Here is a 17741-nt window from a genome sequence, read left to right as displayed (position 1 = left end):
GAGCTCGGCAAGGGGGCACAGCAGTGAGGGGAGAGGCCCGTTCGTACGCCGCGGCCCGCAAGGAGCGGGGCGCGGACACCGACCGCTGGCTGAAGGATCTCTTCCGTACGGCGAGCGACGGCGAGCACGTCTCGCTCGTCGCCGTCGGCAGCCTGGGACGGGGTGAGCTGGCGCCCGGCAGCGACCTCGACCTGGTGCTGCTGCACAACGGCCGGCCCGACGTGGCCAGGATCGCCGACCGGATCTGGTATCCGATCTGGGACTCGGCGGTCAACCTCGACCACTCCGTACGCACGGTGGACGAGGCGGTCTCGGTGGCCCGGCAGGACCTCAAGGCCGTGCTCGGCCTGATCCAGGCCAGGCACGTGGCCGGCGACCCCGACCTGACCAGGAAGGCCAGGGAGTCGGTGCTGGCCGAATGGCGCGCCGACTCCAGGCGCAGGCTCGGCGAGCTGCGCGAGGCGGCCGACAAGCGGGCGCAGACCAGCGGAGAGCTGGCCTTCCTCCTGGAGCCCGACATCAAGGACGGCCGCGGCGGGCTGCGCGACGTCCAGGCGATGCAGGCCGTGGCCGCCGCCTGGGTCGCCTCGGCGCCGGGCCCGCGGGCGCGGGAGGCGTACGAGTTCATCCTCGACGTGCGGCACGCGCTGCACGTCGTCACCGCCCGCGGCACCGACCGGCTGGTCCTGCAGGAGCAGGACGCCGTGGCCGGGCTGCTCGGGCTGCTGGACGCCGAGGCGCTGATGCGCCGCCTCGCCGAGGCCGGCCGCACCGTCTCCCACGCCTTCGACGCCACCTGGCGCACCGTTGACCGACTGCTGTCAGGCCCGGCTCCCCGTGGCCGCCGCCCGCTGGCCGACGGCGTGGTCGAGCACGGCGGCGAGGTGGTGCTGGCCAGGGGCGCCGACCCGCGCAAGGACCCCGTCCTGGTGCTGCGCGCCGCCGCCGCGGCGGCCGACTCGGGGCTGCCGATGGCGCCCGCGACGGTGTCCGTCCTCGCAGCTCAGTCGGCTCCGATGCCGGTGCCGTGGCCCGAGGAGGCCCGCGACGCGCTGGTGTCGATCCTCGGCGCCGGCCGCGCCGCCGTGCCCGTGTGGGAGGAGCTCGACCAGGCGGGCATCCTTGTCAAGCTGCTTCCTGACTGGGAGCGGGTACGCCACCGTCCCCAGCGCAACCCGATCCACCGTTTCACGGTCGACCGGCACCTGATCGAGGCCGCCGCGAACGCGGCCGGCCACACCCGCGAGGTCTCCCGCCCCGACCTGCTGCTGATCTCCGCGCTGCTGCACGACATCGGCAAGGGCTGGCCCGGCGACCACTCGGCGACCGGCGAGGTCGTGGTCCGCGACATCGCCACCCGCATCGGCCTGCCCGCGCCGGACATCGACACGCTGGCCGTCGTCGTCCGCCACCACCTGCTGCTGCCCGAGACCGCCACCCGCAGGGACCTCGACGATCCCGTGACGATCGAGAAGGTCGCCGCCACGGTCGGCACCCGCGAGGTGCTCGACCTGCTGGCCGCGCTGGCGGTCGCCGACGGCAACGCGACCGGTCCCGCCGCCTGGAACGCCTGGAAGGCGGGGCTCGTCGCCGACCTCGTCCGCCGGGTCAGGTCGGTGCTGTCGGGCTCACCGCCGCCCAAGCCGCCCACGCTCTCGCCCGAGCAGGCCGGGCTGGCCCGGCACGGCGGCGGCGCCGTCCGGGTCAACGGGGGAGCGGTCACCGTCGTCGCCCCCGACCGGGTGGGCCTGCTGTGGAGCGCCGCCGGCGTGCTGTCGGCCCACCGGCTCGTCGTGCGCTCGGCCTCGTCGGCGTCCGCGGGCTCCACAGCGGTGATCGAGTTCTCCGTCATCCCCGAATACGGCTCTCCGCCCGACCCCGCGACGCTGGAGGCCGATCTCCGTCTCGTCCTTGCCGGCCGTCTTGACATCGAGCAGCGGTTGGCCCGGCGCACCCGCTCGCTCAGGCCGCCCCGCGTACCCGTGGCCCCACCTCGGGTGACGCTGGTCGACGACGCCTCCGCGACCGCTACCGTGGTGGAAGTCAGGGCCCATGACAGGCCGGGACTTCTGTGGCGCATCGGACGTGCGTTCGGTGAGTGTGGTCTTGACGTGAGGGCCGCTCGCGTGGAGACTCTCGGCGCGGAGGCGGTGGACGTCTTCTACGTTGTGGACCGCGCGGGTCGCCCCCTCAGCGACGACGCGCAGAGGGCTCAAGTCCGCGATCAAGTCCTGGCCGCACTGCGATAACCAACAACATCGACTACGGTCACGTTTGTAACGATTGTGTCCGATATGCCTGTTAAGTCAGTTGCTGCGGATACCTTGTGGACGGCTTATGGCCCGTGGCGGACGGGACGATTGAGGGGTAGCGGGAGCGGTGACTACGGGGAGTGCGGGAAGCGACCCAGCCACACGAAGGGATCGCGGGCAGCGGTCTCTGCCACGGCTGGGGCTGCGGAATTGGCGCGTGAGATGGCGGCTGACCGCCCTCATCCTGGTGCCCACCATCGCCGGCGTCGTGCTCGGGGGAGCGCGCGTGGTCGGGTCCGTCCAGAGCATCGGCGTCTACGACCGCACGGCCACCGCGGTCGAGCAGGCCGGGCGCATCCGTGACCTGGTGCAGGCCATCGGGCTGGAGCGTGACACGGGCGGATGGATCGGCGCGAGCCGCTCGGTGCGCAAGGCTCTGGCCAACCCGTACGCCCAGCGCAAGGCGTCCGTCGACACGTTGATCAAGACCGTCAGAGCCGACCTTAACACGATGGACGACTCCTACGGGCCACGTGTGGTCAAGGCCGTCGAACAGGCCAAGTACGACCTGGGCCGGCTCGCCAAGATCAGGACCGAGGGTCAGGTCAACACCATCCGGTACGACTTCCTCACCGACACCCTGCTCAAGCTGCACGACGAGCTGGCCTTGATGTCCGACGACTCCCAGATCGTCGGCCAGTTCCGTGCCCTGAGCGCGCTTGCCTCGGCCAAGGAGGAGATGTCCCGGCAGCGGGTGAAGCTGCTGCAGGCCTCCTACGAGTCGAGGCGGGTCGGCGCCAAGGACGTCGAGGAGTTCATCGCCTCCAACGCCCGCCAGCAGCGCGACATCGGCACCGTCGGCGCCGAGGCCGGCGTCGAGGTCGGCCTTGAGCTGTCCAAGGCGCTCACCTCCAACAACGACTACGTCAACGTCCAGCTCACCAAGTCGCGGGCGGTCACGCTGGTCAGCGGCCGGCAGCCGGGCGCCACGATCACCGACAACCTGATCTCCGCCAACGCCGAGCGCGACCAGTGGTTCAAGCAGAACACCAACGCCATCGAGGTGCTGCACGGCATCGAGAAGCAGATGGCGGACAAGGTGAACCTGCGCAGCCAGGAGCTGCGCCAGTCCGAGATCACCAGCGCGATCCTCGCGGGCGCCCTGATCCTCGGGCTGCTGCTGATCGTCCTGCTGCTCACCGTCGCCATCGCCCGCTCCATGGTCGGCCCGCTGCGCCGGCTGCGCACCGAGGCGCTGGAGGTGGCCGGCTTCCGGCTGCCGGACGTGGTGCACCAGCTGCGCGTCAGCGGTGACGCGGCCGTGCGCGACGTGCAGCCGATCGAGGTCGAGGGCAACGACGAGATCGGTGAGGTGGCCAGGGCCTTCGACCAGGTGCACCGGCAGGCCGTGCGCCTGGCGGGCGAGGAGGCCGAGCTGCGCAGCAACATCAGCTCGATGTTCGTCAACCTCTCGCGCCGCACGCAGACGCTGGTCGAGCGGCAGATCTCGCTGATCGACGGCCTGGAGAAGGGCGAGCAGGACGGCGGCCGGCTCTCCGACCTGTTCAAGCTCGACCACCTGGCCACCCGCATGCGCCGCAACTCCGAGAACCTCCTGGTCCTGGCCGGGCACGAGGCCACCCGCCGGCGCAGCCAGCCGGCCAAGCTGGTCGACGTCGTCCGCGCCGCGCTGTCGGAGGTCGAGGGGTACGAGCGGGTCCAGGTCAAGGTGCACCGGGCCACCTCCGTGCTCGGCAGCTGCGCCAACGACCTGGTCCACCTCGTCGCCGAGCTGGTCGAGAACGCCATCCAGTTCTCCCCGAGCAACTCCCAGGTCACGGTCACCAGCAGCCTGATCGAGGGCGGCGGCGCGCTGCTGTCCGTCACCGACTCCGGCATCAGCATGACCGAGGACGAACTGGCCGAGGCCAACCGCCGCCTGGCCGAGCCGCCCGTCGTGGACGTGTCGGTCTCCCGCCGCATGGGCCTGTTCGTGGTCGGCCGGCTGGCGCTGCGCCACGGCATCAGGGTGCAGCTGCGCAAGGGCGACGGCAGCGGCCTGATCGCCATGGTGCTGCTGCCGCCCACGCTGATCGCCGACGGCACGCAGCAGCAGCCGCTGCCGCAGCGGCCGGCCTTCGGCGGCGGCACCGTGCCCGGCCAGCCCGCCGCTTCCGGCGCTCCCGGAGCCAACGGGCTGGGCACGCCGAACGGGACGTTCCGCTCGTTCGCCAGCTTCGACTCCTTCGAGATCGGGCAGGTGCCGCGGCCGGGCGGCCACGGCAACGGGGAGCAGCAGCCGGGCGGTTTCGAGAACGGGCAGCCCAGGCCGGGCGGCTTCGACAGCGGCCAGCAGCGTCGCGGCGCCTTCGACGCCCCGGCCCCGCCGCGCCCCGGCTCCGCCGACAACGGGCGGCCGCGGCACGCGGCCCCGCCCTCCGGCCAGGGGCCCGGCTCGTTCGACAACGGCTCGTTCGACAACGGTTCCCACGACAGCGGGCCGTACAACAGCGGGCCGTACAACAGCGGGCCCGGCCGGACGGGCCCCGGCACGTTCGACACAGGACCCGAGCGGCGGCCGGGTCCGCGCCGGGGCGACGGCCCGCAGGGGACGCCCGGGCCCGCGTTCGGAGCGTTCAACTCCGACCCGGGACGTCCGGGGCCGGGCGGCTTCACCGCCGACACCGACGGCGGCTCCTACCGCAGGCAGCAGGGCACGTTCGACTCGGGAACCTACCCTTCGTACCCCGGCGCGGGTTCCCCGCGATCTGGTAATGGCGCGTTCCAGACGCCGCCACCGGCGCCGTCGTACTCGACGAACGACGTGCGCGGGCCGGACCGGGCCCCGTCGGTCGACATGTCGCCGATGGAGCAGGAGCAGGAGGAGTTCCTGCCGATCTTCGCCTCGGTGGAGTCGGCCTGGTTCCGCCGGCCGCCCGCGGAGGCACCGCCCCAGCCGGCGACCACCGGTGAGGCCACACCGGCGCAAGCCGTACCCTCTGGGGAGGAAGCGTGGCGTACGGCCGCGGACGCCGGATGGCGTGCGGCGGCCGCGGCCAGCGAACCCAGTCTCGGCGGCGTCACCGCCGCCGGGCTGCCCAAACGGACCCCGAAGGCCAACCTGGTGCCGGGCACGGCGAACCGGCCCGCACAGGAGCAGCAGCCCCAGCGGCAGGCCCCCGTGCCTCCGGTCTCAGCCGACCGGATGCGCGCCAGGATGGCCGGCTACCAGCAAGGTGTACGACGGGGCCGCCAGGAAGTACGTGGACAGGAGGAACAGAGTGAGTAAGCGTCCCGCCGGGGAGGATGCGTGACAACCCTTAGCCATGAGGCGCACAAGTTCGACTGGCTGATCACCGACTTCGTACGCAACACCCCAGGTGTCGCGCACGCCGTCGTCGTCTCGGCCGACGGGCTCTGCCTGGCCGCCTCGGAGGGCTTCCCGCCCGACCGGGCCGACCAGCTCGCCGCGGTCTCCGCGGGTCTGCTGAGCCTGACCGTGGGTGCGTCCAGGGTGTTCGAGGGCGGAGCGGTGACGCAGACCGTCGTCGAGATGCAGCGCGGCCTGCTGCTGGTGATGGCGATCAGCGACGGCTCGGTCCTGACGGTCCTCGCGGGTCCGGATTGTGACATGGGCCTCGTGGCGTACCAGATGACGTTGCTGGTAGACAGAGCGGGACAAGCGCTGACACCGGCCCTTCGCGCGGAGCTTCAGGCCGCCAGGTCCCGGTGATGTGATGGAACTGATGGGAGAGGGCCGTGTACGGCACTGACGGCACCGGGGACGAAGAACCCCTGTTCCGTCCTTACGCCGTGACCGGCGGCCGTAGCGAGCCGCGTTATCACCTCGCCATGGAGACGTTGATCTCGTCCATGTCGATCCCGGACGACGAGATGGCCATGCTCACCCCCGAGCAGGAGGCCATCATGCAGCTGTGCAGGTCGTTCCGGTCGGTCGCCGAGATCTCGGCCCTGCTCCGCGTCCCGCTGGGCGTGGCCAGGGTGCTCGTGGCGGACATGTCCGACGAGGGGCTCGTCCGCCTGCACCAGCCACGCCTCAGCCAGGGACAGCCAGACCTCAACATGCTCGAAAGGGTGCTCAGTGGACTACGCAGGCTCTAGCCCCGGCCTCACGTCGACGAAGATCGTCGTCGCGGGCGGGTTCGGCGTCGGGAAGACGACGTTCGTGGGGGCGGTGTCCGAGATCCTCCCGCTCACCACGGAAGCCGTGATGACCGACGCGTCCGCGGGCATCGACGACCTGGGCATGACGCCGAACAAGCAGACCACGACCGTGGCGATGGACTTCGGCCGCCTTTCGCTCGACCGCGACCTGATCCTCTACCTGTTCGGCACCCCGGGTCAGCACCGGTTCTGGTTCATGTGGGACGACCTCGTCCGCGGCGCGATCGGCGCCGTGGTGCTGCTCGACACGCGCCGCCTGGCCGACAGCTTTCCGGCCATCGACTACTTCGAAGAGGCCAAGCTGCCGTTCGTCATCGGGGTCAACGGGTGGGACGGGCAGTTCCCGCACTCCGACGTCGAGGTCAGGGAGGCGCTCGCGCTCTCGCCGCACGTGCCGATCGTGCGCACCGACGCCCGCAGCCGCGAGTCGGTCAAGGCGACGCTGATCTCGCTGGTCGAGCACGTCGTACGCCTGCGCGCGGCCCCCGTCCGCTAACCGGTCCGCCCGCCGGCCCCCGTTCGCCAGCCCCGTCCGCCGGCCCTCGCGGCGCTTTCGTGGGTCAGGCATCCGGGCGCGGGGCCGGGGCCGCCCAGGGGACCTCGTCGAGCGAGTCGAGCACCGGGACCAGCCGCTCCTCCTCGTAGGCGAAATGCGCCTCCATCGCGTCGGCGACGCGCCCGATGGTGTCCTGATCGCCCGCCTGCCGCAGCTCCCCGATCAGCCCGGCGAGCACGGCGTGCTCCTCGCGCAGCCGGTCGAGGGGCTGCTTCAGCTCGGGGAACAACTGCTCCAGGTGCGGGAACGCGACCCGGTCCTCGCCTCCGTGGTGGAACGTCAGCGCCTCGCAGAAGGCCAGGCAGTGCTCCCGCAGGTCGCCGGCCGGCCTCTCGCCCGCGCGCAGCTGCGCCAGCTCGCCCCTGAGGGCTTCGTGGATCCGTACCAGCTCGGCGCCGAACGCCCGCAGCCGCTCCCGCTCCGGGTAGAGCGCGACGACCGGGATGACCCGATCCGTCCCCTCCTGGTACGCGGCGAACGCCGGGTCGGCGGCGGCCTGGCGAGCGTACAGGCGCTCGCGCTCCTCCCCGAGCAGCGGCACCGCCCTGGCCGTGAACGTCCGGCCGTCCAGCTCGACCGTGACCTTCGGGTCGGCCAGCAGGTTGTGGTACCAGGCCGGATGGGCCGCGGCGCCGGCGTTGGAGGCGAAGACCAGGACGCGTTCGCCGTCGCGCAGGTAGACGGCGGGTGTGGTGTGCCGCCGGCCCGTCCTGGCGCCGGTCGTGGTCAGCAGCACGAGCGGGACGCCCGCGAACCTGCCGCCCACTTCGCCGGCGTTGGCCCGGAACTCCGCGATCACCCGCTGGTTGGCGTCCGTCATCCCAATACCCTTCTTACGAGACCATCGACGTATTTGCTTTGCAAGCAAAGCTAATTTAGACAGCAAGGTGTTGGGCATGTCAACTGGCGGCTTGAGCGTGGACGACGGGATCAGGACGTTGCTGCTGCTGATGCCGCGCCTGGTGGGGCGGGCCAAACGGCTCAAGGTGCCGGAGGAGTTGCAGGCGCTGTCGCTGGCGCCCCGGCATCTGTCGCTGCTGGCGTACCTGCTGTTCGACGGGTCGATGACGGTGAACGAACTCGCGGCCCGGCTGGAGGTGGCGCCCGCGACCGTCAGCCTGATGGTGGGGGAGCTGAGTCGGAAGGGCGTGCTGGACCGGCGCGAGGACGACGCCGATCGGCGCCGGACGATCGTGAGCATCGCCGATCGGCACCAGGACGCGATCAACGAGTGGCTCGGCTACGGCGCCAAGGCGTGGCGGCAGGCCCTCCAGCCGCTCACGCCGGAGCAGCGGCGCCTGTTCGTGGACACCCTGCTCGCCTACGAGCGCGCGGTCTCAGGCTGAGGGACGCGACGATCGGGTCGTCGGCGCGCGGCGGTTGATCAGGGTTTCGATGCCGTCGAGGACGCGTTCCAGGCCGAACTCGAAGGCGTGCTCGGGGCTGTAAGCGGCGTTGAACGCCTCGCCGGCCGACTGCCCGACCCTGGAGGCCACGGGATAGCGGCCGGCGTCGGTGATCCGGCTGAGGAAGGGCGCGTGCGCGGCCCACCACTGCTCGTCGGTCAGCCCGGTCGCGCTCTCCGCCTGCGCGGCTTCCACCGCGCCCCTGGCCGCCCCGTGCACGAAGCCGGTGATCAGGGTGATCACCGAGTCCATCTCCAGGTCCGTCAGGCCGATGCCGTCCACGGCGCGCAGTTCGTAGTCGTACTTGGCCGTCACGTTGGGGCCGAGCGGGGGACGGCTCACCGCCACCTGGAGCAGCCAGGGGTGGCGCAGGTAGAGGGCCCAGTTCTCCCTGGCGATCCGGTCGAGCGCGCCCCGCCAGTCGCCGGGCGCGTGCTCCGGTCTGGCCGTCTCGCCGTACACCGTGTCGAGCATGACGTCGAACAACTCCGGCTTGCCCGGCACGTACGTGTAGAGCGACATCGTCCCCACACCCAGCCGTTCGGCCACGCGGCGCATGGACAGCGCCTGGAGGCCCTCGGCGTCGGCCACCTCGATGGCGGCGCGCACGATGCGGTCGACGTTCAGCTCTGGCTTGCCCTTGCGGCTGGCCCGCTCGCTGGTCCGCCAGAGCAGCGCCAGGCTGCGCGCCGGGTCGCCTTTTCCGGAGTACTCGACTGTCACTCTCGTACGGTACATCGTACGGTTGCCGTTCCTGACCGTATGGCGTACGGTACGGCGTACGCTACGTGGAGGAGGCGGCAATGTCAGCGGTACTCGCGCGCGATCTGCGCAGGACGTACGGCGAGAAGGCGGCGCTGGACGGCATCGATCTCGACGTGGACCAGGGCACGGTGCACGGCCTGCTCGGCCCCAACGGCGCGGGCAAGACCACGGCCGTCCGCGTCCTCACCACGCTCCTGCGTCCCACCGGCGGGCGCGCCGAGGTGGCCGGCTTCGACGTCGTCCGGCAGCCCCGCCAGGTACGCCGCAGCATCGGCCTGGTCGGGCAGCACGCCGCGGTGGACGAGATCCTGACCGGCCGGCAGAACCTGGAGCTGTTCGGCCGCCTCTACCACCTGGGCGCCGCCGCGGCGCGGGCCAGGGCGGGGGAGTTGCTGGAGCGCTTCGGCCTGGAGCACGAGGGGCCGGCCAAGGAGTATTCCGGCGGCATGCGGCGCCGGCTCGACCTCGCGGCGGGCATGATCCTGGCGCCGCCCGTGCTGTTCCTCGACGAGCCCACCACGGGCCTCGACCCGCGCAGCCGCACGGAGATCTGGCGGGCCGTGCGCGACCTGGTCGCCGGCGGCACCACGGTGCTGCTGACCACTCAATACCTGGAGGAGGCCGACCACCTCGCGGACCGGATCTCCGTGATCGACGCGGGCCGGGTGGTGGCCGAGGGCACGCCGGACGAGCTCAAGGCCAGGCTCGGCGGCGACCGGCTCGACGTGGTGATCCGCGACCCGGAACGGCTGGGGGAGGCCGCGGAGATCGTCGGCCGCGCGGCATCCGGAACCGCGGCCGGTGCCAGGGCTGGAGCCGCGTCCGGAGCTGCGGCCGGGACGGTGGAGGCCGATCAGGACACCCGGCACGTGAGCGTGCCGGTGCGTGACCGCGTTCAGGCGCTCACGGAGGTGCTGGTGGCACTGTCGGCGGCCGGGATCGAGGTCGAGGACGTGGCCGTGCGCCGCCCGACCCTCGACGAGGTCTTCCTGAGCCTGACCGCCGGAGGCGACGGCGAATGAACGCGATCACCCGCGGAGGGGAGCGGCAGATGGGCGCGATGCCGGCGGCGGACGGTGACATGAGCACCGGGTCGCTGCGCTGGGCGCTCGTGGACGGCTGGACGGTGGCCCGCCGGGACCTGATCCACTGGGCCAACCAGCCCATGACGGTGGTGTTCGGGGTGGTCTTCCCCGTGGTCATCACGCTGGCCTTCGGCTACCTGTTCGGCGGCGCGGTGGAAGTGCCGGAGGGGGCCGGCTACTTCGCCTTCCTCATGCCCGGCATGTACGGCATGACGATGCTCTTCGGCCTGAGCGCCACCATGATCGCCGTCAGCACCGACGTCTCGAAGGGCGTCACCGACCGCTTCCGCTCCATGCCCATGGCGCCCTCGGCCGTGCTGATCGGCCGGGCCGTCGCCGACCTGCTCAACTCGGTCCTCGTCCTGGCCGGCCTGCTGGCCTGCGGCCTGGCAGTCGGCTGGCGCCCGGCCACGTTCTCCGGCGCGCTCGGAGCGGTGGGCCTGCTGCTGCTCCTGCGCTTCTCGCTGCTCTGGGCGGGGATGTACCTGGGGCTGCTCACCAGGGATCCCGGCGCGGTGGTGGCGGTGCAGACCCTGGAGTTCCCGATCGGCTTCCTGTCCAACGCCTTCGTCGCGCCGGGCACGATGCCGGGCTGGCTGGGGACGATCGCGGAGTGGAACCCGCTGTCGTCCACGGTGGCGGCGGCCAGGCAGCTGTTCGGCAACCCGGGGTGGGGCGGGGACTCCTGGGTGGCGCAGCACGCGGTGGCGATGGCCGTCGTGTGGCCGCTCGTCGTCACGGCGCTGTTCTTCACCCTGTCGGTCCGCCTGTACCAGCGCCTCGACCGCTGAACGCGCCTTACGCCGATCCGTGCCGGTAGAACGCGACGGGCTCGGGCGGCAGGGGCGTGTTGCCGAGGATGAGGTCGGCGGACTTCTCGGCCAGCATCATCACGGGGGCGTAGATGTTGCCGTTCGTCACGTACGGCATGGCCGAGGCGTCCACCACGCGCAGCCCGTCCAGGCCGTGCACCCGCATGGTCTCCGGATCGAGCACGGACATCTCGTCGGTGCCCATCCGGCAGGTGCACGACGGGTGCAGCGCGGTCTCGCCATCCTTGGCCACCCAGGCCAGGATCTCCTCGTCCGTCCGCACGTCAGGCCCAGGGGACAGCTCGCCTCCGTCCAGGTCCGCCCAGGCGGGCTGGGACAGGATGGCCCTGGCGTGCCTGATCGCCTCCACCCACTCGCGCCGGTCCTGCTCGGTGGACAGGTAGTTGAAGCGCAGGGCCGGCTTGCGGCGCGGATCGGCGGAGACGACGCGGACCGAGCCGCGGGCGTCGGAGTACATCGGGCCGATGTGCACCTGGTAGCCGTGGCCGCCGGCCGGTGCCGAGCCGTCGTAGCGGACGGCGATCGGCAGGAAGTGGAACATCAGGTTGGGGTAGGCCACGTCGTCGTTGGAGCGGATGAAGCCGCCGGCCTCGAAGTGGTTGGTGGCTCCCGGGCCGCGCCGGCGGAAGAGCCAGTCGGCGCCGATGAAGGGTCGGCGCCACATGGCCAGCGAGGGCTGCTGCGAGACCGGCTGCGTGCACGCGTGCTGGATGTAGACCTCCAGGTGGTCCTGGAGGTTCTCCCCGACGCCGGGCAGGTCGTGCACCATCTCGATGCCCAGGGGCTCAAGCAGCGCGCGCGGGCCGACGCCGGACACCTGGAGGAGCTGCGGGGTGTTGACGGCCCCGCCGCACAGGACGACCTCCCCGGCCTCGATGCGCTCGCCGCCGCACAGCACGCCGGTGGCGCGGGTGCCGTCGAAGAGCACCTTCTCCACGAAGGCGCGGGTCCTGACGGTCAGGTTGGGGCGGCGGCGCACCGGGTGGAGGTAGGCGCGGGCGGCGCTGAGCCGCCGGCCGCGGTGCACGTTGCGGTCGAAGGCGGCGAAGCCCTCCTGGCGGTAGCCGTTCACGTCGTCGGTCAGGGGGTGCCCGGCCTGCTGGACCGCCGCGAAGAACGCCTCGAACAGCGGCCCGCGCGCCGGGCCGCGCTCCAGCTTGAGCGGGCCCTCACCGCCGCGGAAGTCGGTGCCGGGGTCGGCCAGGCAGTTCTCCATCTTCTTGAAGTACGGCAGGCAGTGGGCGTAGTCCCAGTGCTTCATGCCGGGATCGCCGGCCCAGCGCTCGTAGTCCAGCGGGTTGCCGCGCTGGAAGATCATGCCGTTGATGCTGCTCGAACCGCCCAGCACCTTGCCGCGGGCGTGGTAGACGCGCCGGCCGTTCATGTGCGGCTCGGGTTCTGACTCGTACTTCCAGTCGTAGAAGCGGCTGCCGATGGGGAACATCAGGGCGGCCGGCATGTGGATGAACACGTCCCACAGGTAGTCGGCCCGGCCGGCCTCCAGCACCAGCACCGAGGTCGAAGGGTCGGCGCTGAGCCGGTTGGCCAGGGCGCAGCCGGCCGAGCCGCCGCCCACGATGACGAAGTCGAACCTCAACGCGGAATCCAGTCCTTCCACACGATCTTGTTCTCGTCGACCCACCGCTCGGCGGCCTCTTCGGCGCTCATCTTCTCGTTGATCATGTCACTGGCCACGGCGTTCTGGTCGTCGTTGGTCCAGTTGAAGTTGCGGACGAACTCGTACGCCTTCCCGCCGGTCTCGGCGAACCGCTTGCTGACGATCTTGTCCAGCAGGTACGGCGGGTAGTCGCAGGCCACCTTCGCCGCCGTGCCGTCACAGCCCACCGCGTACGGCGGCAGCGAGACCTTGACCAGCCGGATCTTGGTGAACAGCCATTGCGGCTCGTAGAAATACATGAGCAGCGGCGTCCGATTCTTCGTCGCCTCCTGCGCGGCCTTGATCAGCGCGGCCTCGCTGCCGGAGTAGACGACCTGGTAATTCAGCCCGAGGTTCTTGATGATCGCCTCGTCATTCGTCACGAAGGTCGGATCGCCGTCCAGAACCTGTCCGGCGGTTCCTGTTTTGTCCGTCCGGAAAAGGCTAGAGTACTTATTGAGGTTTCGGTAGTCCGTAATGCCGGGATATCTTTTGGCCATCCACTCGGGGATGTACCAGCCGATGACCCCTTTGTTCCCCGTGAGGCCCGCCGATAGAGCGACCTTCTTCTGCTCGATGTAGGTCTTCTTCAGATCGTTGTGACCCCAGCTCTCCACGATCACGTCGACCTTGCCGGATTCGAAATCCTTCCAGGACTGGTCCTCTTTCGCGGGGCGCTTGTTGACCTTGTAGCCCAGCTCCCGCTCCAGCAGGTGCGCCATCACGGCGGCCTGGGCCTCGTAGCCCGCCCAGGCGTGGATGTCGATGTTGACCGTCCCCTTGGCCTGGGCGGCCGTCTCGGGCTCGGCGCCCGAGCAGGCCGTCAGGAGCAGGAGCCCAGTGAGGGGCACGGCGAGGTGCCTGGCGGCGAGCGTCTTGGTTCGCATCATCAGAGGTCTCCAGGACGCGCGGCCCCAGGGGCGGGGCCGCGCGGTCATGAGGGGGTCACTTGGGAATCCAGGCCTGCCACTTCGCGGTGTTGGCCTCGATCCACTTCTTGGCGGCTTCCTCGCCGGTCATGCCGTTGTTGGTCATGTCGTTGGCCACGGCGTTCTGGTCCTCGTTGGTCCAGCTGAAGTTCTTGACCAGCTCGTACGCCTTCCCGCCGGTCTGCGCGAACTTCGTGCTGACGATCTTGTCGAGGTCCATCTCCGGGTAGTCGCAGGCGACCTTCTTGGGGTCGGCGTCGCAGCCCTCGGTCCAGGCCGGCAGGTTGACGCGGACCAGGTCGACCTTGTCGAAGATCCAGTGCGGCGTCCAGAAGTAGAACAGCAGCGCCTTCTTCTGCTCCTGCGCCTGCGTGGCCGACTTCAGCAGGGCCGCCTCGCTGCCGCCCGTGACCACCTTGAAGTTCAGCTTGAGGTTCTTGACCAGGGCCTCGTCGTTGGTGACGTAGCTCGGGTCGCCGTCGAGGAGCTGGCCCTTGCCGCCCGACTCCGAGGTCTTGAACAGGTCGGCGTACTTGTTCAGGTTCTTGTAGTCGGTGATGTCCGGGTACTTGTCGGCCATCCACTTGGGCACGTACCAGCCGATGATGCCCTTGTTGCCGGTCGAGCCGGCCTCCTGCGCCGTCTTCTTCTCCTCGATGAACTGCTTCTTCAGGTCGGGGTGACCCCAGTTCTCGATGATGACGTCGACGTCGCCGGTCTCGAAGCCCTCCCAGGCCAGCTGCTCCTTGATCTCGGGCAGCTCGACGTTGTACTTGAGCTCGTTCTTCAGCAGGTACGCGACGACGTTCGCGCTGGCCTCGTACCCCACCCAGGGGTTGATCGCGATCTTCACGGTGCCCCCGGCGGCGGCGCTGGAGGCGCCGGCCTGGGGAGCGGCGGTGCTGGTCGAACTGCTGTCCACCGTTGCTCCGCCGCAGCCTGCGGCGGCGAACGCAACGGCCATCAGGCCTGCGAACAGGCGAATCTTCATGTGAACTTCCTCTTTCGGGGGGAAGGGCGCCTGTCGGCGCCCTGCGTGATGCGGTCGAGCATGACTCCGAGCAGGACGGTCGCGACGCCGGCCACGAAGCCCATGCCGAAGTCGCTCCGCTGGGAGAAACCGACGACCACGTCGTAACCGAGTGCTCCCGCCCCGACCAGGCCACCGACGACGACCATGGCGAGCGTCATCACGATGCCCTGGTTGGCCGCGAGCAGGATCGCCCGCCTGGCCATCGGGAGCTGCACCTTCCACAGGAGCTGGGCCGAGGTCGAGCCGGCGGAGGCCGCGGCCTCCACGACGGTCGCGGGCACGGCCTTGATCCCGTCCTCGACCAGGCGTACCACAGGGGGAACGGCGTAGATGATCGAGGCGAAGATGGCGGTGAACCGGGTGGTCTCGAACAGCGCCAGCGCCGGCAGCAGGTACACGAACGCCGGCATGGTCTGGGCGGCGTCCAGCACGGGCCGCTGGATGGCCGAGTAGCGCGGCGAGCGGGCCGCGGCCACCCCGAGCACGAGGCCGATGAGCAGGGTGACCAGCACCGCGACGGCGACCGTGGTCATCGTCTGCATGGCGTGCTCCCAGACGCCGAGCAGCGCGATCGCGAGCAGGCAGGCCAGCGCGGTCAGCGCGGGGCCGGCGCCGCTCACCCGCCAGGCCACGAGCAGCACCGCGAGCGCGATCAGCCACCAGGGGGCCGAGGTGAGCAGCGACTCCAGCGGGTTGAGCAGGACGGCGGAGGTGACGTCCTTGATCCACGTCGTCACGCCGAACCAGTTCGTCTCGGCCCAGCGGACGATGTCGTTGACCTGGGAGACGACGTTGACGGTGAGGTTCTCCGGCCAGGTCGCGGGCAGCACGGGGATGAGCGCGAGCCCGGCGGCGGCCAGCACGCCAGCGCCGGCCAGGCCGGCCCGGCCGATCCTGGCGTGGGGATCGCGGCGGGCCACGGCCATCAGCATCCGGTCCAGCACCACCGCCATGATGACGACGGCGACGCCGGCCGGGAGCATGATGCCGACCTGCGCGCGGGACAGGCCGCGGATGATGTCGCCGCCCAGCCCGGGGGCCGAGATCAGGTTGGCGATGACGACCATGGACAGCGCCATCATGACGGTCTGGTTGACCGCCAGCGCCATCGTGGACCTGGCCAGTGGCAGATAGACCTTGAACAGCGTCTGCCCGCGGGTGGCGCCCAGTGAGGTGGACGCCTCGACGGCGGTGGGGGAGACCCCCGAGATGGCCAGGGCGGTGATGCGGATCGCGGGCGGGATCGAGTAGATCATCGTGGCGATGGCCCCGGCCGGCGCGCCGATGTGGAAGAACAGCGCGAGCGGCGCCAGGTACGCGAACGTCGGCATGATCTGCATGACGTCCAGCACCGGGGTGATCGCCCGCCGCACGCGGGTGGAGAGCCCGGCCCAGACGCCGAGCGGGACGCCGATCGCCAGCGACAGCAACACCGCCACCGCGACCAGGGCCAGCGTGTCGACGCTCGACTCCCACAGCCCCAGCACGCCGAACGCGCTCACGCCGGCGACCGCGAGGAGCGCGATCCGCCAGCCGCCCGCCAGCCACGCCAGCGCGCCCATGACCCCGGTGATGCCGGGCCAGCCGAGCGCGTACAGGGTGGTCTGGAACACGCCGTAGAGCAGGCCGACGAAGAGCCGGATGTAGTTGAGGAAGTACAGGAAGAGCGGGTTGTCGTTGCGGTGGTCGTCGATCCACTCGCGCAGCTCGGTGACGGCCAGGAACTGCGGCGCCTCCTTGTCGTGCGGCAGCGTGCCCGTGCCCTGGAAGACCAGGTACGCCACCACGAACAGCAGCGCCACGCCCGCCGGCGCGGCCCACTTCGGCAGGCCGAGCCTGGAGGGCGTGGGGACGGCCGTCGAGCTCATGACCCCGCCTTCGCGCCCGTGCCGCCGTCGCCGCCCGAGCGCGGAGCGGCGCCGGCGTTCACGCTCGGGCCCGCGTTCGCGCCCGTGTCCTGGCCGGCCAGGAAGCCGAGCAGGTCCACCTGGTCCACCACGCCGACCAGTTCGTCGCCGTCCACCACCCTGATCGGCTGGGCCGAGGACGACGACACGCCGATCGCGTCCTTGATCACCGTGGTCACCGGTAACACGGGCCCGTCCAGGGACTCGCCGGCCTCGGGAGCGCGGCTGATCCAGCGCAGGGTCAGCACGTGACTTCGCGGCACGTCGCGGACGAAGTCGGCTACGTAGTCGTCGGCCGGCGCACCCACCAGTTCCTCGGCCGTGCCGAGCTGCACGATCGAGCCGGCCCGCATGATCGCGATCCGCTCGCCCAGCTTGAGCGCCTCGGACAGGTCGTGCGTGATGAAGACCATCGTCTTGCCGACTTCGCGGTGCAGCCGGATCACCTCGGCCTGCATGTCGCGCCTGATCAGCGGGTCGAGCGCGCTGAACGGCTCGTCGAACAGCATCACCTGCGGTTCCACGGCCAGCGCGCGGGCCAGGCCCACCCGCTGCTGCATGCCGCCGGAGAGCTGGTCGGGATAGGCGTCGGCGTAGCCGTCGAGGCCGACCAGCGAGAGGATCTCCCCGGCCCGCGCGTGCCTGGCGGCCTTGGCGGTGCCCTGGATCTCCAGCCCGTAGGCGACGTTGTCGATCACCTTGCGGTGCGGCAGCAGGCCGAAGTGCTGGAAGACCATGCTGACCTGGTGCCGGCGGATCTCGCGGAGCCGGGCGGGCGAGGCGGCGCGGACGTCCTCCCCGCCGATCGTGATCCGGCCCGCGGTCGGCTCGATGAGCCGGGTCAGGCAGCGCACCAGGGTGGACTTGCCGCTGCCCGACAGGCCCATGACCACGAAGACCTCGCCGGGGCGGACCTCGAAGCCCACGTCCCTGACGGCGGCGGTGCAGCCGGTCTTCTCCCTCAGCGCGGCGGGTTCGAGATGCTTGTCCTCGCTGTCCAGGACTTTCTCCGCCCTGGATCCGAAGATCTTCCAAAGGCCCGCAACGGTGATAGCCGCGTTGTCGGGAGAATCTCCCACACTCGCCTCCTCGTTATGACGTCGCTCAACATATGTCGGGAATAGCGAGATTCT

At 70.7% G+C, this 17741-nt stretch carries 15 protein-coding genes; 8 read left to right on the top strand and 7 right to left on the bottom strand.

What is annotated here, in order from left to right; genetic code table 11:
* Window positions 1-23: 23 nt before the first annotated feature.
* The 5 genes from OIE67_RS37295 (at window position 24) to OIE67_RS37275 (ending at window position 6933) form a co-directional block, all read left to right on the top strand.
* On the top strand, window positions 24-2249 hold the full coding sequence (locus OIE67_RS37295; protein WP_326629374.1) for a [protein-PII] uridylyltransferase: 2226 nt from the start codon (window positions 24-26) through the stop codon (window positions 2247-2249).
* Between the two features lie 220 nt (window positions 2250-2469).
* Complete coding sequence (locus OIE67_RS37290; protein WP_326629372.1) at window positions 2470-5541, top strand: sensor histidine kinase; 3072 nt, start codon at window positions 2470-2472, stop codon at window positions 5539-5541.
* Between the two features lie 21 nt (window positions 5542-5562).
* Entirely contained in the window at window positions 5563-5985 is a 423-nt protein-coding gene (locus tag OIE67_RS37285; protein WP_106248327.1) for a roadblock/LC7 domain-containing protein, read from the top strand.
* 26 nt (window positions 5986-6011) lie between these two features.
* A complete protein-coding gene (locus OIE67_RS37280) occupies window positions 6012-6374 on the top strand; it encodes a DUF742 domain-containing protein (protein WP_106248329.1) in 363 nt (120 codons plus the stop codon).
* A complete protein-coding gene (locus OIE67_RS37275) occupies window positions 6355-6933 on the top strand; it encodes a GTP-binding protein (protein ID WP_106248330.1) in 579 nt (192 codons plus the stop codon). The genes OIE67_RS37280 and OIE67_RS37275 overlap by 20 nt, the downstream gene beginning before the upstream one ends.
* Window positions 6934-6997: 64 nt before the next feature.
* Here OIE67_RS37275 and OIE67_RS37270 read toward each other — a convergent pair whose 3' ends face one another.
* Window positions 6998-7813, bottom strand: a complete 816-nt coding sequence (locus tag OIE67_RS37270; protein WP_326629367.1) for a nitroreductase/quinone reductase family protein — start codon at window positions 7811-7813, stop codon at window positions 6998-7000.
* A 76-nt stretch (window positions 7814-7889) separates the two neighbouring features.
* Here OIE67_RS37270 and OIE67_RS37265 point away from each other — a divergent pair, with 76 nt between their 5' ends.
* Window positions 7890-8339, top strand: a complete 450-nt coding sequence (locus OIE67_RS37265) for a MarR family winged helix-turn-helix transcriptional regulator (RefSeq protein WP_106248334.1) — start codon at window positions 7890-7892, stop codon at window positions 8337-8339.
* On the opposite strand, the gene OIE67_RS37260 is transcribed toward OIE67_RS37265, so the two are convergent.
* On the bottom strand, window positions 8331-9122 hold the full coding sequence (locus tag OIE67_RS37260; RefSeq protein WP_326629363.1) for a TetR/AcrR family transcriptional regulator: 792 nt from the start codon (window positions 9120-9122) through the stop codon (window positions 8331-8333). The genes OIE67_RS37265 and OIE67_RS37260 overlap by 9 nt on opposite strands.
* A gap of 80 nt (window positions 9123-9202) precedes the next feature.
* Between OIE67_RS37260 and OIE67_RS37255 the strand changes: the two genes are divergently transcribed.
* Window positions 9203-10186 carry an ATP-binding cassette domain-containing protein gene (locus OIE67_RS37255; RefSeq protein ID WP_326629361.1) on the top strand — a complete coding sequence of 328 codons (984 nt, stop codon included), beginning with the start codon at window positions 9203-9205 and terminating at the stop codon, window positions 10184-10186.
* Window positions 10187-10215: 29 nt separating this feature from the next.
* Window positions 10216-11040 carry an ABC transporter permease gene (locus tag OIE67_RS37250; protein ID WP_407674922.1) on the top strand — a complete coding sequence of 275 codons (825 nt, stop codon included), beginning with the start codon at window positions 10216-10218 and terminating at the stop codon, window positions 11038-11040.
* 7 nt (window positions 11041-11047) lie between these two features.
* Here the strand turns inward: OIE67_RS37250 and betA are convergent, their stop codons facing one another.
* The 5 genes from betA to OIE67_RS37225 are packed head-to-tail and all read right to left on the bottom strand — an operon-like array spanning window position 11048 to window position 17687.
* A complete protein-coding gene (betA, locus tag OIE67_RS37245) occupies window positions 11048-12679 on the bottom strand; it encodes a choline dehydrogenase (RefSeq protein ID WP_326629359.1) in 1632 nt (543 codons plus the stop codon).
* Window positions 12676-13629 (bottom strand): ABC transporter substrate-binding protein, encoded by a 954-nt coding sequence (locus OIE67_RS37240; protein WP_326629357.1) that lies wholly within the window; start codon window positions 13627-13629, stop codon window positions 12676-12678. Before OIE67_RS37240 ends, betA begins: the two co-directional genes overlap by 4 nt.
* A 55-nt stretch (window positions 13630-13684) precedes the next feature.
* Window positions 13685-14659, bottom strand: a complete 975-nt coding sequence (locus OIE67_RS37235; protein ID WP_219912229.1) for an ABC transporter substrate-binding protein — start codon at window positions 14657-14659, stop codon at window positions 13685-13687.
* Window positions 14656-16569: an ABC transporter permease gene (locus OIE67_RS37230; protein WP_326629354.1), complete on the bottom strand. Its 1914-nt coding sequence runs from the start codon at window positions 16567-16569 to the stop codon at window positions 14656-14658. Before OIE67_RS37230 ends, OIE67_RS37235 begins: the two co-directional genes overlap by 4 nt.
* A complete protein-coding gene (locus OIE67_RS37225; protein WP_326629352.1) occupies window positions 16566-17687 on the bottom strand; it encodes a quaternary amine ABC transporter ATP-binding protein in 1122 nt (373 codons plus the stop codon). The genes OIE67_RS37230 and OIE67_RS37225 overlap by 4 nt, the downstream gene beginning before the upstream one ends.
* Between the last annotated feature and the right edge of the window lie 54 nt (window positions 17688-17741).

Source organism: Nonomuraea fuscirosea (assembly GCF_035917475.1).
GTDB classification, from domain to species: domain Bacteria; phylum Actinomycetota; class Actinomycetes; order Streptosporangiales; family Streptosporangiaceae; genus Nonomuraea; species Nonomuraea fuscirosea.
Note: the sequence above shows the minus strand (reverse complement) of the source record. Positions and strands in the feature narration are given on the sequence as shown.